Origin of the sequence: Paenibacillus sp. YIM B09110, assembly GCF_037167145.1 — a bacterium.
GTDB lineage: Bacteria > Bacillota > Bacilli > Paenibacillales > Paenibacillaceae > Pristimantibacillus.
Genome location: NZ_JBANSP010000004.1, coordinates 277,804 through 293,419 on the forward strand (window position 1 = coordinate 277,804; position 15,616 = coordinate 293,419).

Consider the following 15,616-nt stretch of genomic DNA (forward strand, 5'->3'; position numbering starts at 1 on the left):
GCTCCTTTTCGACAAAATTCGCGCTTTGTCTTATTTAATTTTCATTATACTTAAAAAACTAGGACAAGTATACTATAAACAGAGCAGTTGCGTCTTTAGTCCTATAAAATACAAAAAATTGTCGGATTACATAAATTTTCATAGGAGGCTCCTTATGCCGAACGTATGGGCACATCTTATTTTTGGACAGCTCGTGCTTGAAAAAATGAAGGAATCGAAGCTAATTGGCACAGACGAAGACAAGGCGATTTTTAATATGGGCTGCCAAGGTCCTGACTTCCTATTCTACCATCGTTTCCTGCCCTGGCAGCGAAGCGTCGCGTTGAATCGTATGGCAACAGCGATGCATAACGAGCAATGCGGCCCCGCGCTGATCGAGCTGCTGGATTCAGTGAACGGCCGCAAAGCCTGTCCCGGCAAAGCAGATCGAGCAGTTTTGTACGTGCTTGGCTTCGTTCTCCATCATGTGCTGGACCGAAACATGCATCCATTCGTATTCAGCAAATCGGGATTTCGCAAGTGGGATCATCAGCGCTACGAGATTATGATGGATACCGTTATTGCGCGGAAACTATGGGGGATCGAGACGTGGAACACGCCGGTTTGGCGCTATATCAATACGAATGGCCGCTTCCCCGAGCAGATTGTCGACGCGTTCGAAACGATTGCGGGAAGGTTCTATCCGGAGCTTGCTCCTTCCATTAGCCGAAAAGATTGGCATGATGCGAATCGCGATTTCACGAACGCACAGCGATTATTCCATGATCCGAGCGGCGTTCGCAGAGCGCTTACCTTCGGAGCAATTGAACCGTTCGTATTCCGTAAAGGACCTATGCCCTATGATGTTATGAATGAACAGGAATTGCCATGGATCGATCCGACCGATAAAGAGATCTACCATCGCGATAATGGTTGGACACTATGGGATCGCGCAATCGACGACGCCACGGACGTTATGAGCGCTGTCCTCATATGGCTCAGAGCCCATGAAGCACCTCAGCCAACGAAGGAAGACCGGATTGAGGTTCGCCAGCTTCGTGAGATAGCTATTGAGAAAATCGGAAATTTCTCTTATGAGACAGGGCTTCCATGCGATATTGGCGTGCGAATTCGCTATGCGGAGACGGTATGGCCGGATCAGCCTGGTATCACGGAAGCCGCTTTCTAGCAACAGAGCCGAAAAGGCGCGACGCTTTCGTCGCATTGCGCCCTCTCGGCTCTTTATTTATTACTACACAGCTTTGTCCGCACTATTCCTGCGGAAGCGAACCCGGATGAGCCGCAGCCTCTCGTACAACGTATCCACAGGCTTGCCTAATTCCGAAGCCTCGCTTGACCCGTATACCTGCTGAAGGACCGGCTTTAAATATCGATCTCCTACGCTTGAGAGCGCATGCCAGACAAGCTGCTGCTCCTCCTCCGGCATCTCTGACAGCTCGCGTGTAATGAGCGGCTCAAGGTCATAGCCCTCCTGCTCCAGCTGCTCGATCCGGTCCATCAACTCACGCCTTGTCAGCTCCAGCTTCTCCTCGAGCTGCTCTAGTGTTCCACCTTGCTGATTAGCTAGCAATATTTGCTTCTTCGCGATATGTCGGTCCATCTGCGTCTTGTACTTTGTCTCCTTCTGCTTGAACAGCCAGCCCGTATAAGCTGAAGTATTCAGCTTCTCGGCTACCCATTGCAGCGGGAATGCCGTCTCGCGCGCGAAGCGGCTTGTCACCCCCACTATCTCTTCACCGTAAGCGGTAAGCTTAGCATTCCCCCAGCCTGGAATTTGCGCAAGCTCTTCAGCGGTATGAGGGACGAAGGCGCTGATCATCCATAACATACGATTCGTCGATACGAGATAAGCCGACTTCTTCTCTGAAGCAGCCTTTGTTCTGCGCCATTCACGCAATGACTGGAACAGCTCTTGATTGGCATGCAGCTCGCCGTAGCATTGCAGCATCGTAACGAAACTTCCGGCCGTTGTGCGGCGCTCTTCCAGCATTCCGTCAATAATCGGCGTGTAGCCCTCGCCCAGCTTCCTCGCGATACCAAGGCGGAAAGCGATCATCATCTCTTCCCATGATGTTCCTTCGAACCAGGTGTCCGGATTTCCCTCGGCCTGCTCGCCTTCCATCCATAATACAGCCCAGACGCCTTGCCGCTCACAGATTGAAAGTTGCGAGCTGATGACGCGTTGATCGGCGTCCGTTTTCTCGAGCGTGTTCAAAAATACGATTTGCATACCTGCTACACTCCCTATTCGAATATAATGATAGATAACGAATCGCAGATCGGCGGAGCAACCCCCGGACAAAACAAAAAGCACCTCCCCTGCCTAAGCAGAAGAGGTGCTCCCTCACGATCAATTGATTCGATTGCTTACAGACTACCATATGGAATGGTTTATGACAAGCGTTTTGTTAGTGTATACTTATCCGTAATGCCGCTGTAATTTCCAAGAAGGTTTTGCAGTTTACTAATGCGAGTGGAGGCTATACCCCATGTTACTGCCTGATTATGATTTTATGTCCGATACGACCGAAGATACCTCGACTAGATTCGTCACATTCATTACGCCGAGCTTGAAGCGGTTCGATCTAGCGATAACGGCAACTCACCGCTTCTACGGCAAGAAGCTGATTACCGAACTGCAATCCGGCAAGACCGCGATCATTGGCCCGGATGATCTTGAAGAGGAAGGTTATTTGGAATTTACGTTCAAGCTGACCGAGGAAGAAGCTTCCGAGCTTGCGCAATTTTTGTATTTTGTAGTCGGAACGGTGAATTTTACCGATTGATCAGGGAACACTGAAATGGTAGCAAATAACCATTTCGGAGGCGACTCTCTATGACTCGTTACAAGGACGAAGATCGTCAAGCGTACACGGACGTATCAACTGTGGAATCGCAGCGCAACGACCTGATTCCCGAGGAATTTCCGGAAGGTCCGTACGGCACGGAGCTGCCAGTGGAATCGCTCGGCAAGAGCAAGCCATGGCGAATCGACCAAAGCGCATCCAAGCGCTTCGACTACGAGAATCGGTCGCTGCATGAAGATCTTGACCGAGACTATCCCGGCGACGAAGGATATACCTCATCCGTGCCTGAAGTGCTCGACGAACCGTAAACAACAAAGCCCTTGCTTTCTCTTTAACGCCTAAACGGGCGGCAGAGGAAGCAAGGGCTTTTTTTTACCACATAGATTAATATACTTTCTTCAAGAAGGCAAGCGTCGATTGCAATGCATCTGATAGGTAACTTGTCGCCCCGCTATAAGGATGCAGAACGCCGAATGTATGGTCAGCACCTTCTATGGAGACGAAGGTCTGATCCGGCGCCGCTTCGCGCAGCTTCTGATTAACCGCCAGCAACCGCTCGCTGTCGCTGCTGCCCTGAACGACTAATACCGGTTGCTCAAGCAATCTGAATTTTCCAATGACATCGAACCGTTCTTGATTCGCCAGCGCGTCCTCGGCCACAAGGCGCTGCACGAGGGTAATATTAGGATCGTCCAAGGAGGCAACTGGCGAAGCGCCGCCATTCCACACGACTACTGCTTGTATGCTGTCCGGTTGCTCTCCCGCAAGCAGAAGGCTGCTGCCTCCTGCCCGGCTGTGCCCGATAACGGCGATTCGACGCGAATCGTATTGCTCTCTTAACGGAAGCAGCCCTTGACGAACGTACTGCACGATCGTATCCAAATCGCCCAGCTCCTGCGTAATGGTGCTCGCTTGCGCGACACTTTGGTCATCCAACCCTGATTCCTTAGCTGCGATTCTTGCAAAATCAAAGCTAACCGCATAGAATCCTCTCTCAGCCAAGCTATCCGTCACCTCAGGCCAGAACGCCCAATCCTGGAAGCCTCGAAAGCCGTGCGCGATAATGACGACCGGCTTCGCCGTTCCTTCTTCTGTTGCTTTCACTCTGCCTCTTAGCACAAGCTTCTCCGATACCGGAATTTCAAATGCATGCGAAATAATCGTTCTCTCCGACATGTTCAACACTCCTCTTCCTCATTGGATTGAATAAAAAAAGGAGGCAATCCTTCTCAAGAAGGACACCTCCGTTTTAACGGTCGTTGGCTAAAAGCTATTATTCTTATATAACACATTGAATTACTTGGGTATAAATCTATAATAGCAACCGTTACCATTAAAAGTCAACCACTATTTAAACCAGGTAGAAACGCCTGACGGCATCCTATCTGTAGACGCCAACGTTTCGTCGAAACGTTGAGAAACAATATGTACAAAATCAACGCTGCGTTTTGCTCGCCGACTGCTTCGCCCATTTATCCTAGGATACTTACTTCGCGATCCGAGAACGGACAAAATAGTCAGGGGGCTAATGGACAGAAACGACGCTAAGAAGACATATTAATACCGTATTGATTCATTTAGTGCCTGTAACGGTCTGTAATGTCCATTAGAAAATGAACAATGCGCAAAATGATCGCTAAGCGTTCGTAGTGTCCATTAGAAAAAGATGCGCAGCCCGATGCTTTCCTATAATTTAAGAAGGAAGTAACTGGCGGCGAGGCATATTTCATTTCTGGAGAAATATAAGCACAGTATAAGCTTCCCATTTTAAACTTTCTTATATTTTAAAAAAGTCCCCATAAGCCGAACGCTAAATTGTCAGCATCCTGCTTATGGGGACTTTGCTCGCTTACGCTCGAATCATTAGCTTATCAAAGCGATCAAGCTTTTAAATTCCAACTCGTCGAATTTGCGAAGCACGATTTCACGCTCGTAAGCCCAGCTGCAAGCTTCAAGCTCAGCCGAGACCGGCGCGTCGCAGCGAATCGTTGCAAGATCGCGGGAAAGATGCAGCATGTCTAGATCCGCTTCGATCTTCGCCCGAATCGTCTTCGTTACCGCCTCGAGGTTGGCAAGCAGTCCATCGATAGAGCCATGCTCCTGGATAAGCTTATGCGCAGTCTTCTCTCCGATGCCTTTGACACCTGGATAATTGTCGCTCGTATCGCCCATTAACCCTTTAATATCAATGATTTGGGCTGGCGTAAGCTGCCGCTCCTCCATGAGGCTCGCAGGCGTATACACCATATAGTTCCCAATGCCCTTCTTCATAATTGCAATCGAGACCGTTTCGTCGACAAGTTGCAGCATATCATGGTCGCCTGTTACGACTACAACCTCTGCCTGATCCTTAAACGCACGGGCTAACGTACCGATGCAATCGTCGGCTTCAAAACCTTCGATACCGATGTTCGGCACGTTGAAGCTGGCAACGACTTCTTTAACCAGATCGAACTGCGGAACTAAATCCTCTGGCGCACTTGGACGATTAGACTTGTAGCCGTCGTATTGTTCCGTCCGGAATGTCGTACTTCCCATATCCCAACAGCAAATCACATGTGTGGGCTCGAACGTTTTCACTGCGTCCATGAAATAACGGACAAAGCCATGAACAGCATTAACCGGCACACCTGCGCTAGTCCGGCGAATACTGCTGCTGCTTCCGAACGATGTTGCGAAATAAGCTCTGAACAAAATAGCCATTCCATCTACGAGCAACAATTTTTGTTTAGCCATTGCTATAATCACTCTCCTTCTAAAATAATAACATGCGCTATAAACTATTTATTCCCCGCGAATGAACCTTCCAATCCGCTTAGCGGCTTCTATCAATCTATCATCTTCTTCGACTAGCGCGATACGCACATACCCTTCCCCTTCCGTGCCAAAAGCTTCGCCCGGTACAACAACGACACCGGTCCGCTTCAGCATTTCCTGGGAAATCGTCCGCGAAGTCCACGGCTCGTCCAGCGACCACTTCATAGGCGGCAATTGCGCCCATACGAACATCGTCGCCTTTGGTGCTGGCACCTGCCAGCCTTCTTCATTCAATGCCTCGATAAATAAGTTTCTTCGATGTTCATACAAATTGCCTGCTTTAGGCGCTTCCACAGCAGCGTCCATCGCTTCCCGCAACGCCGCAATGCCAGCCTCTTGAATCGGATCAAACACGCCGTAATCGATATTCGCTTTCAACTCACGAAGTGCTCCAACTGCTTCGCGATTGCCGGCCAAGTAACCGATCCGGCAACCCGCCATATTAAAGCTCTTCGACAATGAATGGAATTCGACCGCTTGTTCAAGCGCTCCAGGAACTTGTAGGATGCTCGGCGGCTCACAGCCGTCGAAACCCATCTCCGAATAGGCCAAATCATGTACGACCAATACGTCATGCTTGCGTGCCTTCTCGATTAACCGCTCGAAGAAAACAAGGTCCGCGACAGCCGAGATCGGATTATTCGGATAGTTAAGCAATATAAACGTTGCTTTGTCCCACTGCTCATCGGCAATCCCATCAAGGTCTGGCATATACTCGTTCTCTTCTCGCAGCGGCATTAGCACAGCTTCAACACCGGCAAGCGCAAGAGAAGCCGTATAGATCGGATACCCTGGATTTGGTAGCAGAGCTGTATCGCCAGGATCGCATAAAGCCATCGCCAAATGCGCCAAACCATCCTGCGAACCAAGCAGCGTTACAATTTCATGAGCCGGATCAAGCTCGACACCGAATCGGTGCTTCATCCACCTCGCCGCATGCGACTTGAAGGGCATTCCGCTTCGCGTAGCCGGATAAGCGTACATATCGGAGCGCAGAGCAGCTTCGCTCAGCACTTGCCTGACAGCAGTCGTTGGCGGCTTGTCAGGGCTGCCGATGCCTAGATCGATGATGTCCTGCCCACTCGCAGCGGCAGCCATCTTCCATGCGGCCACCTCTGCGAAGATCGACGATCCAAGCTGAGACAGCCGCTCCGACCTCCACTTCCGTTTGTCGTTGCTCATCGTCTAGATCACCCGTTCCTCTTCCATACCTGCTCGTACTGCTCTTCCTTATAACCAACCGTAACGGTTGTACCATCCGTTACGATCGGCCTTTTAATAAGCATACCGTGCTGAGCAAGCAGCTCATATTTCTCGTCTTCGGACATGGCAGCCAGCTTGTCCTTCAATCCGAGTTCCTTGTATACTTCGCCGGATGTATTAAAAAACTTCTTCAATTCCAGTCCGCTAAGACGGACAAGTTCTTTCAATTGTTGAGCGCTCGGCGTTTCCTCGACGATATGCTGCGACTTCACTTCATTGCCCTTCGCTTGCAGCGACTTAAATGCTGCCTTGCACGTGCTGCACTTCGGATATTGAATAATGGTTAGTTCGTTCTGCTTCGTCATCGCTGACTCCTCCTAATCGCTGACGCCATTCTCATGCGGCGCAGCTTCTCTATATCGTTCAAACAGCAACTAGCCGCCATGCCCCTTCAAGGTCTGTTCTAGCAGGACTAGTTCCGGCGGCAGCTCTGCATGCCACTCCATCCGTTGTCCTGTCAGCGGATGGGTTAAGCCCAGCGTTTCAGCATGAAGCGCTTGGCGGCCTGCCGCTTCTTCCCAAGCGGCAACGGCGTCATCCTTAGGACCATACATCTTATCCCCAATAAGCGGACAGCCGATATGCTTCATGTGGACGCGAATCTGATGCGTTCTGCCCGTCTCCAGCTTCAGCTTCACAGCAGCGGCGGCATCCCGAAAGCTCTCCGCCGTATCATAGTGCGTTACGGATGCATACCCGTCCGGCGTCACGATACGCAGATGCGGTTCAAGCGGATCGCGGTCGATCGGCGCATCAACCGTACCCGCAAGCGGCTGTGGACAACCGTAGACATAAGCGCGATACCGCTTCGTCACTGTGCCGGCTTGCAACTGCTCCGATAACTGCTGATGGACATACGACGTCTTCGCAATGGCGACAAGTCCAGAGGTGTCCTCATCCAGCCGGTGAACAGGTCTGAATCTGACACGCTCGCCCTTCTCGCGCCAATGGTAGACCACGCCGTTCGCCAGTGTTCCTGTATAGTGGCCATGTGTCGGATGAACGACCACGCCAGCAGGTTTGTTGACGATCATCAAGTCCTCGTCCTCGAACACAATCCGGAGCTTCATCGGCTCTGGCAATATATCATCCGATTCCTCGCGCAGCATCCGAACGCGAATAACGTCGCCTTCTGACACGGTCGCCGTCGTATAGACGCGCTGCTCATTCACGGTAAGCCCATGGTCGGTCAGCTTCACCTGTGACAGCAGCTTCCGGGATACGCCAAGCTTGCGCTCCAGCACGGTGCGTACCTGCTTGCCGTCATCGCTCTGCTCGACCAGTACGATGAGCGGCTTATAATAGAGCTCCCCGAGCTCCTCGGATTGCATTTGCATCATTGCTTACCCGAATCCTTGCTCTTGCTCGTACGGAACACTTCCGCACTCCGTTCATATTCCATATCGGGAAGGCCAAGTCTCGCATTCGCAACCCGCGCAGCAGCGAAGAAGAAATCCGACAGCCGGTTCAAATAGGTCTGAACATCTTCGCTGACCGGATGCGAAGCTGCGAGCGCAAGCGTCACCACGCGACGCTCTGCTCTGCGGCATACCGTTCTGCATACATGCAGGCTAGCTGAAAGCGCGCTTCCCCCAGGCAAAATAAACTTAAGCAGCTCAGGCGCTTCCTCCGTATATTCATCGATCCATTCCTCGAGCCGCAAGGCTGGACCCGCGTCCAGCTTTAGCGGCGCGCCTTCCCTCGCATAGGCAAGATCGGCCCCGCAATCGAACAGCTCATGCTGAATAAGCGTCAATCGCTGGGCCAGTTCCGACAGCGCCTCATGCTTCGCCGCTTCCGCAGCGGCAACGCCTACGAAGCTGTTCAGCTCGTCAATCGTACCGTACGCTTCAACTCGCGCGTCGTCCTTGCGGACTCGTCCCCCGATTAAGGATGTCTGGCCCTTATCGCCAGTTCTCGTGTACAGCTTCATATTATCGCACCCTCCCAAGCCTCTCAATCTTCTGTTCCCACTATACCATAAATGAGCATCTTCGAGGCGCTCAGGCAGTATGTTCCTGCTGCACCAAACGAACTCTATAATCGCTATTTAGCCTATATCCATCTTTTTTGGCGTGCATAAGAATCGCAACAACGCTATTGGCGGTTATTACACTCTGAATAAGGTAAAGTGAGGACAATAGCAACACCTGAATTCGTAAGTTCCTCGATTAGCCTCAGCATTTCAAAATAACAATATTACGATTCGTATGCACAGCTCATTCAGCCCTCAAATGAACATCCAGAACAAACGAAAGCAGCAGGCCGGATGTTACTCCCTCCTACTGCTTCTGCTTCACATACAATCAGCATCCTATTATGAACGCTGTTGGTTCACTTTATAGACGAACTGCCCGATCCGGTCAAGCGCCTCGGTCAAGTTCGTTACCGAAGTTGCGTAGGAGCAGCGAAGATGACCTTCGCCGCCAAGACCGAATACATTCCCAGGCACGGCTGCAACGCTCGCTTCCTCCAACAGACGCTGAGCGAATTCTTCGCTCGTTAAGCCCGTCGATACAATCGACGGGAACGCGTAGAACGCGCCCTGAGGCTCATGGCAGTCGAGGCCGATATCGCGGAACCCTTTGACGACAAGTCTGCGGCGCTGGTTATACGCCTCGACCATCCGATCCTTCTCCTCCAGCCCGTGCTGCAGCGCTTCAAGCGCAGCATACTGCGCCATAATCGGAGCGCACATAACCGTGTATTGATGAATTTTCAACATCGCGGACAAAATATCGGAGTGCCCGCAAGCGTATCCCATCCGCCAACCGGTCATCGCGAACGCTTTGGAGAAGCCGCTGACGAGAATCGTCCGATCCTTCATGCCCGGCATCGCTGCGAAGCTTACGTGCTTCTCTCCGTAAGTCAGCTCGGCATAGATTTCATCGGAAATAACGATCAGATCTTTCTCCTCGACGAGCTTCGCAATCGGCAGCCAATCCTCATAAGTCATAATGCCGCCGGTCGGGTTGCTTGGATAACAGAGTATAAGTACTTTGGAGCGCGGCGTCAGTGCCGCACGAAGTGTCTCCGCCTTTAGCTTGAATTGATCCTCCGCGAACGTCTCAACGCCAACGGCCACACCGCCGCTAAGTGTCGTAATCGGAGAGTATGATATATAACAAGGCTCTGGAATCAATATTTCGTCGCCTGGCGAGATCAAAGCGCGCAATGCAAGATCAATCGCCTCGCTGCCGCCAACGGTAACGAGTATTTCATTCGCTGGATTGTATTCCACTGCGAATTGATCGTTCAAATATTGACCGATCGCTTCGCGAAGCTCCGGCATGCCGGCATTGGACGTATACTGCGTCTTGCCGATCTCCAGTGCATATACGGCTGCCTCGCGGACATGCCAAGGCGTTACAAAATCGGGCTCGCCAACCCCAAGCGTGATGACATCCTTGCGAGTGCTGACTAAATCAAAAAACCGACGGATACCCGACGGTTTAATGTCTCTCACATGAGGAGACAAATAATCAGCCATCGTATGACGCTGCACGGGGGTGGATGTTAACTTTTCTTCTCCTTTTATCATTACCATCACCCTTTGTTATGTTACGGCGAAACCATCAACCGATGGTCACCTTCGTGCTCCTCGAAGATAATGCCGTCCTGTTTATATTTTTTCAAAATGAAAAATGTTTTGGTCGATAACACCGCATCAATCGGCGATAATTTATTGGATACAAAAGAGGCGACCTCTTTCAAATTCTTGCCCTCTACCTCAACGCACAGATCATAAGCACCGCTCATGAGGTATACGGATTTCACTTCCGGGTACAGGTATATCCGCTCCGCTATGCCTTCGAATCCACGACCGCGTTCTGGCGTAATTTGAACCTCGATGAGCGCCGTCACTTTCTCGTCATCCACTTTGCTCCAGTTCACGACTGTCGCATACTTCACGATCACATGCTCTTTCTCGAGAAACGCGATGGCTTCCTTCACGTCCTCTACCGGCGCGGCCAGCATGGTGGCGATTAGTTCCGCATCTCTGCGCGCATCTTCCTTAAGCAACTCAAGCACTTTCAACTGTAGTTCGTTCATTCGTTAACTCCTTCCAGCACGCGTGCGATTATAAAGAACATTTTACAACGAATTTATTGTTCCTGCAAAAGAAAAAACGAAAGACCCCGAAGGGTCTTTGCAAAATACGACAGGCTATCGCCAAATTATTGATAATGCGGTTGCTGGAACTGGCTTTGTTGAATGGATGGCGTGTACATCGATTGCGACGTTTGGCCGCTCAATTTCTGCTGCAGGAACTGCTGCGTCTTCTGCTTTGTCTGTTGATATTCCTTCATCTGCTTATCGAGCTCTTGACGAAGCGCAGGCGAAGCAACGCTATACATATTCGCCTGCTGCATCGCTTGGAACACCTGACCCTGCATCGTAAGCGTGCTGTTCAGCAGCTTGGTGAATAGCTCCCGAATGTCTGGGCAAGACGCTTCAGTTGCAGCCGTCGCATATTCGCGCACGACTCGCTTCAGATCGGACAATACCGTATATGCCATGTCTTCGTCTGACAGAAACGGTTGATTTTGCTGCTGATACATAGATGAGCCCTCCTAAGAAATTTCTTTATCGTCTCGATTAAACAATTATTGAGGCTGGGTCGGCGCCAATTGCTGATGATGCGAGATCGCATGCAGAAGCGAATCGTAATGCTGTTGATGGGTCTGAACCAGCTGCGCGCATAGGCTGCGCAGCGCCGGAGTCGTTGCCATCGTAGCGACTTGGGCATTTTGCTTAATAAGCAAATCCTCGTTCGACATCGAATCGGCAATGTATTCAAGTTCTTTGGCCGTCATTGGTTGTAGCATCTTCCCACTCCTTCATGTTGGCATAACCTTAGTTCCTATCGTATTATTGGCAACAGCCGTCTCCTTTATGTACCCTCTCCAAGGTCAAATTTGCCGGAATGATGCAGATCAAATTTTACATTGATCTTTAGCTGATTCTGCCGCGGAATCCAGTCGCCTGCAGCCATCGTCTGCTTCCATTCTGCATTATGATAACGGTACATATGGTGCTCGAGCTGGTAAAGATCCATCCCTTTTTCCAATCCGAAAACATACGTTTGCTCTAGCTCTTTCTTGATGGATGCCTCGATTGAGCTTACGATTTCCTCTTTGCTAATCGGCTGATCCTGCTCGACGACGCTTCCGTTTAACCGAACCGACAGTTTAAAATCAGGATCGTTGCCGCCTTTTACAGCCGTCAGCTTATAACTCGTACCTCGCATAGCAATGGTCGCTTTGCCCACTGCTCCTTTTGCTTCCACCATAAACACCTTAAATACCGGATCAAGCCAGCGAAGACCGGCTGACTCCTTCTCGGGAAGAAAACCGATATATTTGCTTCTTTTCAATACGAACACGCCTTTGATTTCCTGCACCATGAGCGATTTCTTCCCTTTCAGCCAATCCGAGCCGTTAATGCCGATTACCGGGAGCGAAGTTGTCATAGCAGGCTCCTTAATCATCTGCACGGCGAGCTGCATTGCAAACGGTCTGATGAAGCTGCGCTGATCCTCATGAACGCTGGGCAAATAAAGAATGGTGTTCAAGGGCGATTGTTCGAACAACGCTTCCGTCGTAAACAACTCAATGAGGCTGGTTTTCGTACCGAATACAAGTGAGGTATATCGGGATGCGCGCTGCCTGTTTAATCCGTCCATAATATCTTCAAGTCTACTCATGGCGTTCTCATGAACGACGATCGACTTTAAATGCTCTAGATTAATTTCGGACTGAGCCCCTCTTTTCAAATTATTAATCGCCAGCAGGACCGAATTGCCCTTTCCCAAGCCAATCCATATTTGATCTTTAACGTCCGAGCTGCCCTCTACTTTAGCAACACCGGCAAACCTAATCATTTGAGCATACAGATGAAACTCGTTGTCAATAAATTCAACCCCCATCGCTGACACATAACTCTCGTCCTCCAGATTCACCTCATCCCAACAGCCTTGCAGCAACACAGCAGATAAGAGCAAGCAAATGGTCATAGCGAGTCTCGCAGCTCTGCTTACGGAAGGGCTCTTCATCGCCTGCCCCTCCTCTCGCTGCTCCTTACTTTCCACGGCAGTTGGAAGAGAGCCGTAAACCATTGCTTGAAGTTCGGCGGAGCAATTGGCGTCATGTAAGGCATGCCGAAAGACTCAAGCGAGCAGATATAGATGATAACCGCTAAGGTTCCTACCATGAAGCCAAACATGCCTAGTGCCGATGCAAGGATCAACACCAAATAACGAATAATGCTCACTGTACCAGCCAAGGATTGGTTGACTAGAGTGAACGTCGACACCGCAGTAACCGCAGCGACGACGAGCATCGTTGGCGACGTCAGACCGGCCCTTATCGCGGCATCGCCGACGATCAATCCGCCGACGACGGACACCGTCTGGCCGACCGGCCTCGGCAACCGAACGCCTGCTTCGCGAAACAGCTCGAACATCGTCAGCATGAGGAACATTTCCATCGTTGATGAAAGCGGCAGCCCCATACGCGAGATCGTAATCGTCGCAAGAAGCTGAAATGGGATTTGATCCGTATTGAAGGAGCAGAGCGCAATCCAGAATGCCGGCAAGCAAATAGACAACACAAGTCCCATCAGTCGCAGCAGCCGCTCGAGCGTCACGAAGTAAAAGGGGAGATGCATATCCTCTGGCGACTTGATGAGCAGCAAGAAATTGCCTGGCGCGATGAGCGCCGCAGGCGATCCGTCGACGAGAATCGCTACTCGCCCGTTCATCATCGATTGGACGACATAATCGGGCCGCCCTACATAATCGACTAACGGGAAAAACGAGAACGGACGATCGGAAACGAGCTCCTCCAAATGTCCCGCTCCGTTCAACGACGGAATGTGAATATTCGCCAGTCGCTCCAGAGTCTCTCCGACGAGCTTCGTCTTTGCTCTGTCAGCCATATAGAGGATGGCTACCTCTGTCTGCGAATCCGTTCCAATCCTTATATATTGCACGTGCATTTGCGGGGTTCGGAGACGTTTGCGCACTAACGCCACATTCGTCGACAACTGCTCGATGAAGCCGTCGCGCGGTCCTTTGAGCGACAGCTCCATCGTGGATTCCTCAGGCGTTCTGCCCGGTTGGCTTCCGATGTTGTACTCGTAAAATTCCCGCAAACCTTCGAACAGTAATATAACGCTGCCGGAGAACAGGAAAGCGAAAAGATCGTCCGCCCCTTCGTCGGTATCCACTTTGCTGAACATGGCGCTTTTCTTATCGATTGGATGTTCGCGCACTTCCGCTTGCGAAAGGATGTATTTCGCCCAGTCATCAAGCTGTGGAATAAGTCCGAGCTGCATCTGTTGATGATCAATCATGCCGTCGCAATAATAAAGCGTAACATGTTGTGAATCATTGCCGCCTATCATAACGGTGTGTTCTATGATATCGTTGCATTTCTTAATGCTTTCTCGAAACTGCTCGTGGGTAATAGACGGCTCGCCTTCATGTTCACGGCCTCGCGGTCCTCTTACTTCCTTCTCGTTCGGATTCAACCTAACCGCTCCTCCTTCGCAGCCGACTCTCCTTTATCGCGTCCCCTCTTCAAGAACGACAGGAACCACAGCAGCAATACGACAACCGCAATTACGGCACCGGCGAACAAGAAATAATTTTGCACAAAAACATTGAAATTCAGCATATCTTTTAACGTAAAATGCGCCGCCGCCAAAAAAACAATGCCGATGACGACAGGAGCAATCCACTTGCGCTTTAAACGTCTGAACGGGCCGAATTCCGTTAGGATATATAGCGTTAATGACAATCGGATCAGCGCGCCAGACAACCATTGGAAGATGGCGAAGAAATCAACGTGCTCGAAGTATCTGCCGATGGATACAAGTCTCCATTGAGAGAATGCGGGAAAACGCATTTTAGCCGCTTCAACTGGCCCAAACTCTGCAATAGCCGCCGTCAACGGTCCGAACGTAAGCATCGCAAGGACAAGCGCAAGTATGACGAGATGCCAACGTTTCAGCTCACCTTTAATATGGTGTTGAATGAACAATAGAGCGAATAGCTCGCATGTTGCCGTCAACGAATAGAACGCTCCCTTCAGCACAGGCGAAAGACCATTTTCCAGCAATGGAAGCATGTAATGGTAGTCCTTGTGCGGTATATTAGCAGACATGACAAAATCGCCGAATATAACAACGAGAGGCAGTAATACACAGCTTACATAAGCGATTGTCCGCAGATTCGATAATGCGGCATACATCCCTAAACATAAGAACACGGCGCATACAATGATCGGCGGAGTCTTAGGCAAATAAGTTGTCGCCGTCCACGAGGACGTAATGACGAGTGTTTCGTAACCGGTAACCAAGAGCAGAACTAAGAACACGCTGATGATAGCATGCGAAATAAAAGCAGGTATCCGCTGCTTTAACCATTGGTCAATCGGCTCTTTGTTCATTTTTTTGAGCAAGCCATATAATGGAAACACCATCCATGGCAACGTTACGATTAGGGCAATCAGCACGCACATCCAGGCATCGCGCATTGCCGCGTTAAGCAGGAACGGAACGATAAGCACATGGTTGGCTAGTCCAACCGATAAACAAAATATGAATATAGCCGGCACTATGCCGAACGTCTTCGCTGTCATTGTCATTCACTTCCTTACAAGCAAATGATTCCCCAAAACCGTATTTCCATGCATCTCCGAGCATAAAAACAGACTGCCGTCAGG

The 15,616-nt window shown here is 50.5% G+C and carries 17 protein-coding genes; 3 read left to right on the plus strand and 14 right to left on the minus strand.

The features are described 5' to 3' along the window. Nucleotides 1-154: 154 nt before the first annotated feature. On the plus strand, nucleotides 155-1,168 hold the full coding sequence (locus V8F51_RS07945; RefSeq protein WP_337099635.1) for a zinc dependent phospholipase C family protein: 1,014 nt from the start codon (nucleotides 155-157) through the stop codon (nucleotides 1,166-1,168). Between the two features lie 63 nt (nucleotides 1,169-1,231). On the opposite strand, the gene V8F51_RS07950 is transcribed toward V8F51_RS07945, so the two are convergent. Next, nucleotides 1,232-2,230 (minus strand): HRDC domain-containing protein, encoded by a 999-nt coding sequence (locus tag V8F51_RS07950; RefSeq protein WP_337099636.1) that lies wholly within the window; start codon nucleotides 2,228-2,230, stop codon nucleotides 1,232-1,234. A 259-nt stretch (nucleotides 2,231-2,489) separates the two neighbouring features. Here V8F51_RS07950 and V8F51_RS07955 point away from each other — a divergent pair, with 259 nt between their 5' ends. Both V8F51_RS07955 and V8F51_RS07960 read left to right on the plus strand, forming a co-directional pair. Further along, nucleotides 2,490-2,786, plus strand: coding sequence for a DUF3055 domain-containing protein (locus V8F51_RS07955; protein WP_337099637.1), 297 nt, complete (start codon nucleotides 2,490-2,492; stop codon nucleotides 2,784-2,786). Between the two features lie 50 nt (nucleotides 2,787-2,836). Then, entirely contained in the window at nucleotides 2,837-3,115 is a 279-nt protein-coding gene (locus V8F51_RS07960) for a hypothetical protein (protein WP_337099638.1), read from the plus strand. A 76-nt stretch (nucleotides 3,116-3,191) separates the two neighbouring features. On the opposite strand, the gene V8F51_RS07965 is transcribed toward V8F51_RS07960, so the two are convergent. From V8F51_RS07965 to V8F51_RS08025, 13 genes are all read right to left on the minus strand, one after another. Next, entirely contained in the window at nucleotides 3,192-3,983 is a 792-nt protein-coding gene (locus tag V8F51_RS07965) for an alpha/beta hydrolase family protein (RefSeq protein WP_337099639.1), read from the minus strand. A gap of 687 nt (nucleotides 3,984-4,670) precedes the next feature. Next, a complete protein-coding gene (locus V8F51_RS07970; protein ID WP_337099640.1) occupies nucleotides 4,671-5,543 on the minus strand; it encodes a 5'-3' exonuclease in 873 nt (290 codons plus the stop codon). A gap of 48 nt (nucleotides 5,544-5,591) precedes the next feature. Then, on the minus strand, nucleotides 5,592-6,806 hold the full coding sequence (locus tag V8F51_RS07975) for an aminotransferase class I/II-fold pyridoxal phosphate-dependent enzyme (RefSeq protein ID WP_337099641.1): 1,215 nt from the start codon (nucleotides 6,804-6,806) through the stop codon (nucleotides 5,592-5,594). A gap of 8 nt (nucleotides 6,807-6,814) precedes the next feature. Next, the gene (locus V8F51_RS07980; protein WP_337099642.1) at nucleotides 6,815-7,192 is read right to left on the minus strand and encodes an arsenate reductase family protein; all 378 of its coding nucleotides are present in this window, start codon (nucleotides 7,190-7,192) and stop codon (nucleotides 6,815-6,817) included. A gap of 69 nt (nucleotides 7,193-7,261) precedes the next feature. Then, on the minus strand, nucleotides 7,262-8,227 hold the full coding sequence (locus V8F51_RS07985; protein ID WP_337099643.1) for an RluA family pseudouridine synthase: 966 nt from the start codon (nucleotides 8,225-8,227) through the stop codon (nucleotides 7,262-7,264). Beyond that, entirely contained in the window at nucleotides 8,224-8,820 is a 597-nt protein-coding gene (locus V8F51_RS07990; protein ID WP_337099644.1) for a cob(I)yrinic acid a,c-diamide adenosyltransferase, read from the minus strand. The genes V8F51_RS07985 and V8F51_RS07990 overlap by 4 nt, the downstream gene beginning before the upstream one ends. A 384-nt stretch (nucleotides 8,821-9,204) precedes the next feature. Then, nucleotides 9,205-10,428 (minus strand): aminotransferase class I/II-fold pyridoxal phosphate-dependent enzyme, encoded by a 1,224-nt coding sequence (locus V8F51_RS07995; protein ID WP_337099836.1) that lies wholly within the window; start codon nucleotides 10,426-10,428, stop codon nucleotides 9,205-9,207. Between the two features lie 20 nt (nucleotides 10,429-10,448). Continuing rightward, nucleotides 10,449-10,940 (minus strand): Lrp/AsnC family transcriptional regulator, encoded by a 492-nt coding sequence (locus V8F51_RS08000; RefSeq protein WP_337099645.1) that lies wholly within the window; start codon nucleotides 10,938-10,940, stop codon nucleotides 10,449-10,451. A 125-nt stretch (nucleotides 10,941-11,065) separates the two neighbouring features. Continuing rightward, nucleotides 11,066-11,449 carry a spore coat protein gene (locus tag V8F51_RS08005; RefSeq protein ID WP_337099646.1) on the minus strand — a complete coding sequence of 128 codons (384 nt, stop codon included), beginning with the start codon at nucleotides 11,447-11,449 and terminating at the stop codon, nucleotides 11,066-11,068. Nucleotides 11,450-11,494: 45 nt separating this feature from the next. Beyond that, nucleotides 11,495-11,716, minus strand: a complete 222-nt coding sequence (locus V8F51_RS08010; protein WP_337099647.1) for a hypothetical protein — start codon at nucleotides 11,714-11,716, stop codon at nucleotides 11,495-11,497. Nucleotides 11,717-11,781: 65 nt separating this feature from the next. Then, nucleotides 11,782-12,942, minus strand: a complete 1,161-nt coding sequence (locus tag V8F51_RS08015; protein WP_337099648.1) for a Ger(x)C family spore germination protein — start codon at nucleotides 12,940-12,942, stop codon at nucleotides 11,782-11,784. Beyond that, a complete protein-coding gene (locus V8F51_RS08020) occupies nucleotides 12,939-14,420 on the minus strand; it encodes a spore germination protein (RefSeq protein ID WP_337099649.1) in 1,482 nt (493 codons plus the stop codon). Before V8F51_RS08020 ends, V8F51_RS08015 begins: the two co-directional genes overlap by 4 nt. Further along, on the minus strand, nucleotides 14,417-15,532 hold the full coding sequence (locus tag V8F51_RS08025) for an endospore germination permease (protein WP_337099650.1): 1,116 nt from the start codon (nucleotides 15,530-15,532) through the stop codon (nucleotides 14,417-14,419). The genes V8F51_RS08020 and V8F51_RS08025 overlap by 4 nt, the downstream gene beginning before the upstream one ends. Nucleotides 15,533-15,616: the final 84 nt, after the last annotated feature.

Coding starts and splice junctions, on each gene's coding strand:
- V8F51_RS07945 (WP_337099635.1), top strand. CDS start 155: ATGCCGAACGTATGGGCACATCTTATTTTTGGACAGCTCGTGCTTGAA.
- V8F51_RS07950 (WP_337099636.1), bottom strand. CDS start 2,230: ATGCAAATCGTATTTTTGAACACGCTCGAGAAAACGGACGCCGATCAA.
- V8F51_RS07955 (WP_337099637.1), top strand. CDS start 2,490: ATGTTACTGCCTGATTATGATTTTATGTCCGATACGACCGAAGATACC.
- V8F51_RS07960 (WP_337099638.1), top strand. CDS start 2,837: ATGACTCGTTACAAGGACGAAGATCGTCAAGCGTACACGGACGTATCA.
- V8F51_RS07965 (WP_337099639.1), bottom strand. CDS start 3,983: ATGTCGGAGAGAACGATTATTTCGCATGCATTTGAAATTCCGGTATCG.
- V8F51_RS07970 (WP_337099640.1), bottom strand. CDS start 5,543: ATGGCTAAACAAAAATTGTTGCTCGTAGATGGAATGGCTATTTTGTTC.
- V8F51_RS07975 (WP_337099641.1), bottom strand. CDS start 6,806: ATGAGCAACGACAAACGGAAGTGGAGGTCGGAGCGGCTGTCTCAGCTT.
- V8F51_RS07980 (WP_337099642.1), bottom strand. CDS start 7,192: ATGACGAAGCAGAACGAACTAACCATTATTCAATATCCGAAGTGCAGC.
- V8F51_RS07985 (WP_337099643.1), bottom strand. CDS start 8,227: ATGATGCAAATGCAATCCGAGGAGCTCGGGGAGCTCTATTATAAGCCG.
- V8F51_RS07990 (WP_337099644.1), bottom strand. CDS start 8,820: ATGAAGCTGTACACGAGAACTGGCGATAAGGGCCAGACATCCTTAATC.
- V8F51_RS07995 (WP_337099836.1), bottom strand. CDS start 10,428: ATGATAAAAGGAGAAGAAAAGTTAACATCCACCCCCGTGCAGCGTCAT.
- V8F51_RS08000 (WP_337099645.1), bottom strand. CDS start 10,940: ATGAACGAACTACAGTTGAAAGTGCTTGAGTTGCTTAAGGAAGATGCG.
- V8F51_RS08005 (WP_337099646.1), bottom strand. CDS start 11,449: ATGTATCAGCAGCAAAATCAACCGTTTCTGTCAGACGAAGACATGGCA.
- V8F51_RS08010 (WP_337099647.1), bottom strand. CDS start 11,716: ATGCTACAACCAATGACGGCCAAAGAACTTGAATACATTGCCGATTCG.
- V8F51_RS08015 (WP_337099648.1), bottom strand. CDS start 12,942: ATGAAGAGCCCTTCCGTAAGCAGAGCTGCGAGACTCGCTATGACCATT.
- V8F51_RS08025 (WP_337099650.1), bottom strand. CDS start 15,532: ATGACAGCGAAGACGTTCGGCATAGTGCCGGCTATATTCATATTTTGT.